General features: G+C 30.1%; 6 protein-coding genes. All 6 read right to left on the bottom strand.

What is annotated here, in order from left to right; genetic code table 11:
- Nucleotides 1-241: 241 nt before the first annotated feature.
- A complete protein-coding gene (locus IPH62_08360; protein MBK7105282.1) occupies nt 242-2,458 on the bottom strand; it encodes a T9SS type A sorting domain-containing protein in 2,217 nt (738 codons plus the stop codon).
- 409 nt (nt 2,459-2,867) lie between these two features.
- Nucleotides 2,868-5,867, bottom strand: a complete 3,000-nt coding sequence (locus IPH62_08355; protein ID MBK7105281.1) for a VCBS repeat-containing protein — start codon at nt 5,865-5,867, stop codon at nt 2,868-2,870.
- 471 nt (nt 5,868-6,338) lie between these two features.
- Nucleotides 6,339-7,478 (bottom strand): bifunctional glycosyltransferase family 2/GtrA family protein, encoded by a 1,140-nt coding sequence (locus tag IPH62_08350; GenBank protein ID MBK7105280.1) that lies wholly within the window; start codon nt 7,476-7,478, stop codon nt 6,339-6,341.
- A 78-nt stretch (nt 7,479-7,556) separates the two neighbouring features.
- Nucleotides 7,557-8,990 carry a glycosyltransferase family 39 protein gene (locus IPH62_08345; GenBank protein ID MBK7105279.1) on the bottom strand — a complete coding sequence of 478 codons (1,434 nt, stop codon included), beginning with the start codon at nt 8,988-8,990 and terminating at the stop codon, nt 7,557-7,559.
- Nucleotides 8,991-9,103: 113 nt separating this feature from the next.
- A complete protein-coding gene (locus IPH62_08340; GenBank protein MBK7105278.1) occupies nt 9,104-10,927 on the bottom strand; it encodes a hypothetical protein in 1,824 nt (607 codons plus the stop codon).
- 69 nt (nt 10,928-10,996) lie between these two features.
- Complete coding sequence (locus IPH62_08335; GenBank protein ID MBK7105277.1) at nt 10,997-14,395, bottom strand: T9SS type A sorting domain-containing protein; 3,399 nt, start codon at nt 14,393-14,395, stop codon at nt 10,997-10,999.
- Nucleotides 14,396-14,406: the final 11 nt, after the last annotated feature.

Here is a 14,406-nt window from a genome sequence, read left to right as displayed (position 1 = left end):
TGTTGTTTATTATTAACGTAAATAAGATAGGATTTAAGAATTTATTTATAGTATTATTTTTTCTTTAAAACTGGTTTTCAAATGATTATAAAACTCGATTGCTGAATAAGTATATCTTAGAATGTAACAAACAAATACCTGTGAAAATATTATTATTTTTTTGATGGGAATTTATATATAAAGAAGTGAGTATCAAAATAAATCCAGAGCCCACATATAAGATGGGCCCTGGATCATTTTATTATTCAACTAAAATCATTTTATTTGTTTTAATAAACTTTCCTGAACGCAGTGTGTAAAAATAAATTCCTGAAGATAATTTCGAAGCATTAAATGAAACATTATATGTTCCCTCGGTTTTGTATTCAGATACCAATTCCTCAACAATTTGACCCAATGAATTATAAACTTTCAGTTCTGTATACCCAGCACTAGGCAACGAATATTGAATTGTTGTCGTTGGGTTAAATGGATTCGGATAATTTGAGACTTCATATTTAGTTGGAGCATAGGAAATTTCTTCAAATATAATTTCACTTTCAATAGCTCCATTTTCTACATTATTATTAACTTCTGAAATAACAGAATTTACTGATTGATTAATTGTTATTGTTTTTGTAATTCCTTCTCCGGAAAAGATTAAATTACCACTTCTAATTTTTCCTGTTGAATTTGCAAGAACTCTAACCGTTACTGTACCATTTCCTATACCATTCTTGGGGGCTTTACTAATCCAACCTCCAACAATTCCAGTATTATCTTTAACTGACCATGCGATATTAGAGCTTACATTTACAGTAAATGATCCTGCAGAACCTGAAGTGTTTATTGTGGATGGAACATCAATATAATTACCACCCCCACTACTATTACCTCCAGCTTGTGTTACAAGAATACTTTTAGTAATGCCCCCACCAGAAAATATCAAATTTCCCGTTCTGGAGTTAGATGAAGTATTCGCTTTATGTTTCATAATAACTATACCATTTCCTGTACCATTTTTTGGAGTTTTAGTTAACCAGCTACCTTGACTTCCAGTATTATCTTTAACTGACCAACTAATGTTTGATTCAACTTTCACTTCTATTGATCCTGCATCTTTAGGAATATTTATACTAACTGGAACATTAATAAAACTTCCACCACCAGAACCATTTGTACCCGATTGAGAAATAGTTGCTGTTCTAGTAATTCCTCCACCAGAAACGGTAACTGTTGCTGTTCTTGAACTTGTACCAGTATTTGCAGTAAATGAAGCATTTAAATTTCCATTATTACTTCCAGAGGTTGGAGATATCGTCAACCAGCTTGCATCGTCACTAACATTCCAGCTTACATTTGAACTAACTGAAATATTTGTGTTTCCAGCACTTGATCCGACATTTTGTGTAGCAGGACTAATGCTTAAACTATTAACCGGTGTAGTGGATGTTCCAGATTGAGTAATAGTTGCAGTTCTAGTAATTCCACCACCAGTAACTGTAACCGTTGCAATTCTTGAACTTGAACCGGTATTTGCTGTAAATGTAGCATTTAGGCTTCCACCATTACTTCCCGAAGTTGGTGTAATCGTTAACCAGCTTGCATTATCGCTTACATTCCAGCTTACGTTTGAACTAACTGAAATATTTGTACTTCCTGCACTTGATCCAACATTTTGTGATGATGGACTAATTGATAAATTATTTACAGGAGTTGTTGAATTTCCATAAGTCACAACTTTAACATTTCTATAGGTAACTCCAGGAACTGAATTTGTATATTTATCACCTACTCCAGGGGCACTACCTAACCAAATTTTATGATCAATAGGTGCATAATCATATGGTCCATGAGCTTCCCAAATAACAGTTCCATTTATCGAAACAGAAAAATGTTTATCATGCCATGTTACTTTAACTTTATACCATGAGCTTGTATTTGTCGAATAATTACTTCCTGTAGGTTCTTCACCCCAATCTTTTGCAATTAAACCTGAACTGTTATATCCAAAAACGGCTTTGGTTGCATTCAGCCTGTTTGAGGTTGGTGCAGAACACTGTAGAACACATTTATAAGCACTTCTATTTTGTCTATAATGAAAATTCCATCTGAAAAAATTGGTCTTAAAATCATCAAAATATTGTATTGGTTCTGAAATTCCTCTTCCGTCGTACATTCCAAAAATTCCATTGTCTGCGTCCCCTTGCGCATCCTGAATAGCAGATGCAGCAAAACCTTTCATTTCAAACTCCATATAACCATTTGGTACTTGGTATGGTAATTTATACAAAATATGGCCAGCACCTGTGCCAGGTTTATACCCCTCAGAAGAAAACGAACCACCTACCAATGTTCCATAAGAAGTTCCCCCAGTTAATGGATCTTCAAAAACCGTAGTTTGGGCATATAATGAACTAATAAATAAAATCATTATAACGCTTAAAAAACGGATTTTTGTTTTTAAATTGACTACCATTTTTACTCCTTTTTATATTTTTTACAAAATAAATGACTTATTTTAAAAATCTTACAATAACCAACGATTGGATATTAAGAGGTATCCGAAAGGATTATAAAACTAAACCAACTTTACCTTATAGTATTGCAAATTTTAATGTCAATTTAGTAAAAAGTCAAAATAAATTACAAGGTAAAAAATTTTTTTATTTTAAAATTCTGTGATCAAAATCACACCATATTATTTCTTTTTTATTATTGCAAAAATGAAGTACTTTGAATAAAATTTATAAAAATATCTTAAAAATACTTGAGGATTATACAAAACTATGTGTAAATATAATATTATTCATCCAAAATAAAAATGGTGCAGAAATTAAAATTTCCACACCATAATTAATTAAAAAATTTATAAAACTAAAATTACACTATTTTAATAAAATCATTTTTTTAATTGAAGTAAATTTGTCCGTTGATAATTTATAAAAATAAATTCCGCTTTTTAGATCAGCTGCATTAAATGAAAATTCATAAAATCCTGATCGTAATTTTTTATCTAACAGATCCTTTACTTTTTCTCCAAGTATGTTAAATACACTTAGATTTACAAATGATTCTTCTTTGATACTAAATTTTATCAAAGTTGATGGATTGAATGGATTAGGATAGTTTTGTAATAATTCAAATTTTGTTGGGATTTGTTCTTTACTAGCTATATCAGTAACTAAAACTCCAACAATATCACTAAATTCACTCTCATTATTGTGTATATCTATTGCTGATATTCTATAATGTATAGTTCCGTTATAATTAATATCAGAATCTACAAAAAATGTATCTGAAGTGCTGTAAGTAAATGCACTAATTGTATCTGGATTGAAATTATTTTCAAAAGATCTATATATTGCATAATATTGAATATCAGCTTCTAAATTTTTATTCCAGATTAAGTCAATTTTGTTTTCTGATTTTTCAGCAGATAATCCACTTGGAATTGCAGGGGATGTTATATCTATTATCGTATTATTTAAAATATTACTTATTTCACTTTCATTTCCCGTTGAATCGGTTGCTGAAACTCCATAATAGTATTTAACACCATAATCTGCTGTCAGATCTACATAAGAAGTATCAACTGTAGAAAATAAAAATGTGCCAGATGAATCTTGTGTAAAGGTTGAATCTTCTGAACGGTAAATATTGTAGTAATTTAAATCAGACTCATTATTTTTTTTCCAATATATTCTAATTCCATTATTGATGATATTTGATGAAATTAATTGTGGAGAATCAGGTGCTGTAATGTCAGGATAAAAATCATTAATATTAATTGTATTATTTGTATTTACAACAGATTCTATTGAATGACCATTTAAGAAGTTAACAACTAACCTCACTTGATCTCTCTGTCCACATCCAAAATGAAGTACAGGATCGTCTTGAGATAAGTATCCTTGACTACTATGAGCTTGGCGATAACTTAATAATGTATCTCCGGTAGTTGAAAACAAGTATACTTTTGCACCAAATGCTCCAACTTGTCCATCATCTGTTTTCAATTTCACTTTTAAATATTTATTTGTTCCTTTATAGTCATTTCTATATAATCTATTATATATTCGTTTTTGTCCTAAAGCAAAATCAACGTCTCCATCATTATCTATATCTGAAAATGACACACATCTTGGGTCATTTATCGTCCCAACATTATAATTAATCTCTTGAAAAGTCATATCACCTTTATTTATGAATAATGTACCGACACCAGGGACAACTAAATCCCAAAATCCATCATTATTAATGTCGGCAATGCCTCTCATATATATATATGTTGATCCCATTGCTATATTTGATACTTCACTAAATGTTTTATCTCCGTTATTCTTAAATATTTTCTCTTTACTTATAATATCTAACCATCCATCATTATTCATATCCCACAATGTTGTTCCATCATAACTTGCACTGCATAGATCTACTCCGCTATTTTCTAATTTTACAAATTGACCATCAACATTTTCCATAATTTCAACACATCTACCGTCTAAATTGACTTGATAAACTGATAGTATGAGATCAATATCACCGTCATTATCTATATCTCCATCACATACTCCTTGGTCTCCTCTTGGAGCTCTTAAACCATTATCAATTCTTGTAAATGTAAAATCACCATTATTTTGATAAAATTCATTCTCCTCACTAGTAGCGTACCAACTGTTGCCAAATAAATCTAAATCTCCATCATTATCAAAATCAAAAGCCGCAACACCTCTTGTTGACATATTTATATCTTCAATTCCGCTTGTACTAAACTTATCTACAAAATAACCGGGTTGATCATTCTTATTCATATACGGAATATTTTTAGTATAGGATCCATTCCACCCATCATAATCACCGTCATTGTCTAAATCCGCCCAAACCCAACCGTGACTTCCTTTAGTATCATAATTATCAATTCCTCTTTCTACACCTTTTTCAGTAAAGACTCCATTACCATCGTTCTCAAAAAATAAATCTGCCATTGCCGCACTATTATTCATAGTAATGTACATATCCCCATCACCATCATTATCTGCATCACCAAACATAATTCCATGCCCACCATATTTCCCTGCATTGTAAGCATCACCTATTAGATTACTACTTGTTATATCATTTATAGTTATATTTTGATAATCGAATTCTTGAATTCCTGCAAGATAATTTTGTTCAACTTCTTCATCTGTTAATGCTTTACTATAAATAGCATTTAAGTAAAAAGTACCTAACCAATATCTAAAAGTTCCATAATCACTGCCAATAAATAAAAAATAAGAATCATCCCAAGTTGAAAAATCACCAGTAACAGTATCCTGTGCAACAATTTCATTGTCCATGTAAAGTTTTATTACACCATCGGCACTATGAGTAAATACAAAGTGGGTTAATTTCACATCAAAATCAAAAATTTTCCATTCTGCTCCATTTTCTGGTGATGTTGAAGTCCGGCAGTGAAATCCATAATCATCGTTAAGTTGCCAAAATTTGAGGTTTGTTGTATGAATATTATTATTTGTTAAAGTTAACATTCTTGAAACAACATCTCGTGATGTATCTTGCGGCATAAACCACGCTTCATAAGTTACTTCGTTTGTAGCTTTACAAGCGCTAATTATTTTTGTAGCTGCTACAGATGATTTAATATTTATATCACCATTAATTTTTAAACCCGGATTATTCCAAGTTACAAGACTACCATTTGTAATTGTTAAATTTAAGGGTGTTCCAACATTTGATCTATCATTCACAGTTGTTCCAGAAGTTTCAGAAAAATCATAAAGAACTTGCAAACCATCTGTAACGCGTTGCGTTTGCCCAAAAGTTAATGTCCCCAGAATTAAAACAAAAATTAGGACTAAAATATTTTTAAAAAAGTTTTTCATAGTGTACCTTTTATAAGTTATAAGTTATAAGTTATAAGTTATAAGTTATAAGTTATATGTTTATTAAAATGAGTTAATTATTTTACAAAAGATTTTACAATTGCTTATAAAAATTGGGAGAACATTAAGAGTTTTTTATTTCTGATGTCCTTAAAGAATATCTTATAATAAGATAATGTCCGTTTAATGAGAGAATTTTCAAAGGTTAAATTATTATTTGAAGTTGGTGTAGAATATAAATTGTAATTTGGTTCTAAATTGTTGGATTCTGCATCATTGTAATAAATTGCTTTTATAGAATATAATTCAAAATTCGCATTTTTTTTAATATTCACTGCTGATTTTGTGTTAAAATTACTATCTAATAGCAAAATAAAAACAATAAGTATTATGTATTTTATTTTTTTCATACCGTATAAAAAATAGAAATATTAAATAATAGTCTTGTCTCTTTTGTGATGTATAACACGTTTATGCCCCCATTTGCTGTGGTTTCCAAGGTCCACTTGGTTTTTCAGGAAATACAAGATATTTTCTACCTAAAAAGTTTAAAATAAATCCAATTCCGGTTGCAATTAATTTTGCACTACCGGGAGTAAAACTTAAATTCAGTAAAAATTTAGTTAAATATAAATCAAATAATCCGGCAACTATAACCAATAATGAATACATGAATAATTCAATTGGTGCATTCCATTTAGCTTTGTGTCTAAAAAGTAATTTTATACTTAAGTAATAATTAACAATTGCAGCTATTACAAATGCTATTGGTGCAGAAAGTTCAACTAAAAAATTAGAGTTAAATAACGCCAAAAAAACAAATAAATTTACTAATGCAGCTGTTCCTCCTATTAGTAAATAAAATAAAAACTGTATAGGGACAGGGGCTTTATTTGCATTATATCTAAAGATACAGTATAATGCTCTAAATCCATCTTTTGCGCCAATTTTTTTACCTTCTTCATAAGTTCTGCCGTAATAAGATATCCCCATTTCAAAAATTCTTAAACGTCTTTGAGCAATTTTTGCAACAATTTCTGGTTCAAAACCAAATCTATTTTCTTCAATTTTAATGCTCTGAATAACTTCACGTTTAAATACTTTATAACATGTTTCCATATCTGTTAAATTCAAATCAGAAAACATATTTGACATCATTGTTAAAAATTTATTTCCTAGTGAATGCCAATAATATAAAACTCTATGTGCTCCGCCAGATAGAAATCTTGAACCTAAAACAACATCGGCATCTCCATTTATTAACGGAACTAATAATTTTCTTAATTCCATTGGATCATATTCAAGATCGGCATCTTGAACTGCAACAAAATCTCCAGTGGCATATTGAAAACCAGTTCTAAGAGCAGCTCCTTTTCCTTGATTTTTTTCATGTTTGTAAACTTTTACATCGGAATATTTAGTCGCCAGACCTTTGGCAATATTAAAACTGTTGTCTTTTGAACAATCATCAACAATAATTATTTCCAGTTTTAAATTTTCATCTGATATATCTCTAACTCTGCCAACACTTTTTTCCAGTGTTTTTTCTTCATTATAACAAGGCATTACAATTGTAAATTTTGTATTAAGAATTAATTGATCGGGTTTCATTTAACCTCTAACAAGATTGAATTTTAAAAAAATATTTCTCATTTATTGACCAAATAAACGCATTATTTTATTATTAAATTATTTTTTTTGACTTAAATCATACAAGTAAACGGATGCTCCATCAGCAGTGAAAGATTTTAGCTCCTTTCCATTTTCCCTTAAAAATGACAAGTAAAATTCTTTTGCATGCGGATGATATGGTGAAATATGTGTAAAGAAAATCCAAAATCGTTTTGTCCCTAAATATTTTTCTGCATCTTCCCACTTGCCTTTAAAATAGGGACCAATTATATACTCATCATCAGAAAAACCATATTGTGAAGAATAGTATTTGAAACCAGTTTCTGCTAAATTATACAAATAAATTGTATCTTCTTTTTTCCTATTTTCCTTTATAAATTCGATTGCAAGTTTTATTTCATCTCTTGTTCTTGGTGTATTTAGTTTTCTAAAACTGTTTGTAACTGGATGAAGAAAAAGAAGAATTAAAACTAATATGCCAAATTTTTTTGAACTAATATATTTTTTATTAAATAAAAGTGAAACTCCATTTGCAATCATCATTAAGAATATTGGAACTAAAAACAAAATTAGTCTGTGATTAAAGGGATATTTTCGCATAAATGATACTGCAATAGTAACTATCAAAGGTAAAATAATGACAAAGAATTTTAATTTCCTTGTTTTATAGAATTCTAGCGAACCTAAAATGAAAGTTATTACCCCTAAGCCAGTGAAATATAGACCAACAGGATGTTCAAATATTTTAAATGGTCTTTCTAAATACCAACTAATAAAATCAATTTTATTAGAAAATGGATTTCTTGGAAAAAAAGACAATTGCCAAAATCCTTCCATGTATGTATCGTGAGCAAGGTATTTAAGAGAAACCAAGTAAAAAAATGCAAAACTTAACAACCAAAAACCTATTGTAAATACTAAAGTTTTTAAAGATTTTTTTTCTCCATTAACTAAATAAAAAATACCTAATGCAATACCAGTACCAGCAAGCATAAACATTGTTGGATGCGAAAACCATAAAAGAATAGCTCCGGTAAATGCAAAAACAATATAATTTCCTAATTTATTGTTCTCAATTACTTTGTAAGCCGCCAATAAAATTAATAACATTGCAGTAACATCATTTGAATATTGTTTAATTTCTGATGCATAATATATTAGTGGATCAGAAAAAGTAAACAATCCAAGTGCGATTATGGTTGCTCTGCTTGTTAAGTTGTATTTTGCAACTTTATAAAATAATAAGAGTCCTACTATTGAAGTAATAAAGGGGAATAATCTTAAAATTAAATCTGTGTTACCAAATGTATTGATGAAAAATTTAACAATAATTAAAAAACCAAACGGTGCACCTTGATGATAATCAAGAGGTTTTAAAAATTCTAAATAGTTTCTTTCAACAATATTTAATGCTAAAGAAGACTCATCAGGCCAAAGCGAACGATTAAACAAAAATTGAGATAATCTAAATACAACCCCAAGAAATATCAAAAACCAGGAAATCTTTCCTGCATTCTTTGAGCTTAAATACAAACTAATATTGTTCTGTATTTTTTTACTGATATTATTAAAAATTTCCACCATGGTATTCATACGTTTTAACTCTATTTATTTGTATTTGTCTTTGTAGGAACATACCCGCATTGAGTTGGAATAACATTAAATGCCATCGATGTTCTTGATAAGTCATTTTTATACTGTCTATCAACTAATTTAGTTAGTTCAGATTTATTAACTAATTTAGAAGTATTAAAGATTATATATATTCTTTTATCTTGCGGTGCATAAACAATTTCTTCTCTATGATCTCCCCACAAATCGCCAGCCCACATAATTCCCTTTTTAAGAGATATTATTACTTCGTTATTATATCTTTTTAATTCACCATCTTTTGTGCAAATTTCTTTTATACCATCACCTTCCCAATCAACTGTAAAACTTCCAATCCATGAAGAATCATGATTTGATATCTTTTTCCCGCTTATATCAAATAAAATTTGATTTGGATCTTGGAAGGAGTGTTCACCGGGTTTCCAGTTTTTCTGTTGAACGTCATAAGCAAAAAATTGTACTTCTGTTGAATTAGGAATTACTTTTGCTGCCCAACCACCATCAATATGAGTAAAACCCCAATTTGCCCAAATCATCTTACCATTTTTATCAACTAGGTGCATTCCTATATTATCCATTTTTCCGCCCCATCCTTCTCTACAATAGTAAGTTTCAAGACCGGGAATTTCTTTTATTAAATCTGCTGGATAAACAATATCTAAATGGCCGGAATAAGGTGATTTTTCATCAACTTTCCACAAATCTTCCCCATCTTTTGTAATAACATGCTCACCCCAAAAAATTTCTTCTGTTCCATTTTGATCAACATCTGCTATTGGTAAGCTATGAGATGCTCTTGATTCATCATTAAAAAACAACTTCCACATTTTTTGTAAATATTTATTTTCAAATTTTGGCGGAATATCCTTACCTAAAATTCTTTCCCACTTTTTATTTAAAAATCTGTCATATTCACAAACTATCTGAGTAAAATATAATCCTCTGCCAACAATTATTGATGGATTAATACCATCTATGTGAGCAATCGCCAAGTAATTTCTACTATTACTGTTATAATTATTTGATGCCGGATTTGGCCATCTTGTTTCTCTAATTATTTTACCATTTTCACCGTTGAGTATTGTTAAATATTCTTTACTATAATCTTTTGGATTAACTGATTTGTTAGTCTTAAGAATTACTTCACTTTTACTATCTCCATCTAAATCCCAAACAATTATTGGTGAATAATTCTTTCCGGCTTCAATACCAAACCCTAAATCTTTTTCCCACAATTTTTCGCCGTTTTTCTTAAAAGCCGCTAAATGGTAAGAATCTGTAGATTTCTGCCAAGCTTTTTCAAACGGATCTACAGCCTGCATTTTAGAATAATCAATTAAAAGTTCTAATTCCCCATCACCAGTTAAATCTCCGGTTACAACATGTGCTTGTTTGTAATCAATACCAAGGTTGAATACTAAAGCATCGTAATTATTGGTATCTCTAATATTTACTTTTTCAAATTGAGATGGTTGTTCGCTTATCGACGTTGAAATTCCATAAAATACACTATCCATAGTATAAGAACTATCAATAAAGAAAGTTGAATTAATTTTTGCTATGTTTTGGGGAATAAGATCCGAATCTGATTTTTTTTTCCAAACAAAATATATCTGATCTGCTTTATCACTTGGTAACTTTCTCCAACTTAATGTATTAACTAAACTATTTTGAGCAAAACAAACAAGACCTCTGCTTAATTTTGCATTTATTTCTTCTTTATAAGGAGTTCTTTTTAAGTTAGTAATATCAGAATTACATGACAATAATTGAATAATCAATGAACCTATAAAAAACGTTTTAACTTTTTTAAGCATATTCTCCCTTTCAAATAATAAGAATCCGGTTTTTCACCGGATTCTTATTAGAGTAAATAACAATTAAAATTATTTAAGTAATATAAATTTCTTAGTTTGAATGAATTTCTCACCTGTATTTGAAATTGCTTTTATCGAATACAAATATATTCCAGATGTTAGATTGCTTGCATCAAACAAAATTTCATGTCTTCCAGCTGAATAATTATTTTCTGTAACAACTTGTATTTTTTGACCTATTAGATTATAAATTGTCAAAATAACATTAGATTCTTTGGGAAGATTAAAAGCAAAGGTAGTTGATGGATTAAATGGATTTGGATAATTCTGTAATAATCCAAATTCATTGGGAATATTTTCTTCTTCCACACCTACCAAAACATCAATATAAATTTCCGAACTTTTATCTGAAATATATTCATCATTGAAAGCAAAAACCCTATATATGTATGATGTACTATCTGTAACAGTAAGATCGGTATAAGTTGTAATGTCAGCTCCAACAGAATCAATTACAGAAAATATTGAACCTATTGTCACTAATCTTCTTTCAATTATAAATCCATTTTCATTAAATGCATTATCAGTCCAATTTAAAACCGGTTGTCCGTAAATAGGATCAAGTTCTATTGCTAAATCAGTTGGAGCATTAATAAATGAGGCTTTACTTCTTAAACTCATAACATTACTATTATTTGATGAGATAAATTCAGTAAATGCGTTTATCCTATAAGCATATATAACGCCTTCTTCAATCCCAAAATCATCATAGGTCGTAATATTTGGTCCAACAGAGCCAACAACAGTATAAACAAATGGTTCAACTTCACCTAAAGTTCGCTCAATATTAAAACCATTTTCACCATTCGAATTATCAGTCCAACTTAAATTAATTTGACCCAATTGATCTGCTTTTCCAACTAATCCAGCTGGATTTTTAATTAAAGAAATAACTGTAGTTTCATTACTGTATATTGTATCTATATCTAAAAATGAATTAGTAACTTTAACACGATATGTATAGTTTCTTCCTTCTAAAATATTTGAATCAATAAAATTTACAGTATTTGATGATAATGTATCAATGTCTGACCAAACTTGAGGAACTACTTCACTTCTTTCAATAATATAACTATCTTCATTTGTCGCGTTGTCTGTCCAACTTAAAGAAATTTTACCAACTTCGTTTGCGGAAGATACTAAATCAGATGGAGCATTTACCCCTACTTCAACTCCATAAGGTCCTATTTCATAATTGTGTAAAACTTCCTCTGATGTTAATCTTCTATTGAATATGGCTAAATAATTAAAAGTACCTAACCAAGGTCTTGAATCTATTACTTCATTTGCTATTCCAAGTCTATAAGAGTCAGTCCATGTAGAAAAATCACCACCAATTGTTTTTCTAACTTTTTCGACTCCATTAACAAATATAATGGCTACTCCATCTTCTCTAAATACATAAACAACATGTTGTGGTTTTTCTTCAACTGGTGAATTTAATGACACAACATAAGGTGATGCGTTGGTCGTAGTTACTGAAGTTCTTAATCTTCCAGAATACTGATCAGCTTCTTGAGAAAGTGAAACGTTACGTGCTAAACCATCTTGTGAATATGTAACAATTCTTGAAGGATAATTCTGAGTTTTATTAGCCGGTTTTATCCATGTTTCAATTGTTAACTGATTTGTGGAAGTACACATTTCATAAATTTTTGATGCTGCACTTGTAGAAAAGATATTCGCTTCTGAATTTATTTCTAATCCATTTTGTATCCAATTAATAGCTTCTGGAGTATTAATTACTAAATCAATCGGCTCGCCTACTCCCGAAACATCATTTATTATTGAGCCAGAACCCTCTGTAAAAGTATATTGTGCAATAATATCCTGTGTTATTCTAACATCAGGTTCGGTAATAGTTAAAAGTGCTGAATTACTTTCTATTGAGCCATCAGGGCTTGAGATTATACACTTATAGGTATTATTATTATAACCGAGAGTTAAAATAGGAGTTGTATAAGTTGAGCTAGTTGCTCCTGATATTAAGCCATTATTTCTATACCATTGATAAGATATTGGAGCGTTACCTATTGCGGTAACTGAAAATGTTGCTGTTTGACCTGTTGGTTTTAAAAGAACATCTGTAGGCTGCGCAGTAATTAAAGGAAAAATATCACTTTCAACTCCAAAAAAGTAGTTTTGGTTGATTTCAGATTCGCTTAAAGAACGACTATATATAGCTGTTAAATAAAAAGTTCCTTGCCAAAAAACATTATTTTCTGCATCACTACCTAAATAGAGATAATACCCTGGATCCCAATTCGAAAAATTTCCAGAAAGCAATTCATCAACAACTTTTGTTCCATTTAGATATATTCTAACATTTCCTGCGGCATTTTTTGTTGCTACATAGTGTATTAATTTTTGAGCATTGTTTATGTTGGTGAATTCATCACCATTTAGGCCAGTTGATACGGTCCTAACGTGAAAATTATAATTTGTACCTAACTGATCCAATTTAATATTAGAAGTTGATTTACTTGTATTTGTCATTGTCATTATTCTTGCATAAACACTTCTCTGAACCATATCAGTTGGTATAAACCAAGCTTCAAATGTCATTTCATTCGAGGTAACACAAGAATTAATTATTTTTGAAGCTACAGATGTAGATTTAATTCTATTTTCAGTATAGACATTCAGTCCCTTATTTGTCCAAATAACTTTTGTGGGATTGCTAATTGTTAGATTTAGAGGAGTTCCGACTCCAGATTCATCATAGACAATATCACCTGAACCTTCTTTAAAATTATATAAAACTTGCAAGCCATCAGTAATTCTAGCGTTTTCGTATGAAACATTTAAAGTTGCAGCATTACTCTGTTTTGAACCACCAATATTTGTTACAATACAGTAAATTGTCGTTCCATCAAATTCTATATCATTTATTATATCTGTTGTATATGTAGATAAAGTTGCGCCGGGAATTAAAATTGAATTTGCATACCACTGATATTGTAATGGAAGTGTGCCTGTCGCGCTAACTGAGAAAGTAGCTGCTTCACCAATATTTATATTTTGATTTGATGGGTGACTTGTAATTGTTGGACTAACAATTGGTTCAACCGAAAGAACTGCATAATTTGAATATGTTGTTCCCGAATCATTAGTTACAGCACATCTATACCAGCCTCCATCCATTGATAAGGTTGTTGGCGACGTAGAATAAGATGAACTCATTGCACCAGGAATATTTGCAAAATTCGATGCATTTTGATCAAAAGTTGCCTGCCACTGATATGTGACCGGTTGAAGCCCTCCGATCAAAGTTACTGAAAAAGTAGCAACTTCTCCTTCTAAAACTTGCTGATTATCTGGTGATGAAACAACGGGAATTTGCGAAAAAATTGTATTTGATGCAAAAACTAACATTAAAAAAAGTAAAAAAACGGATACCTTTTTCATTAACTCTCTCC

It is taken from the genome of Ignavibacteriota bacterium (assembly GCA_016708125.1).
Lineage (GTDB): Bacteria > Bacteroidota > Ignavibacteria > Ignavibacteriales > Melioribacteraceae.
This window is presented reverse-complemented; position numbering and strand designations above follow the sequence as displayed.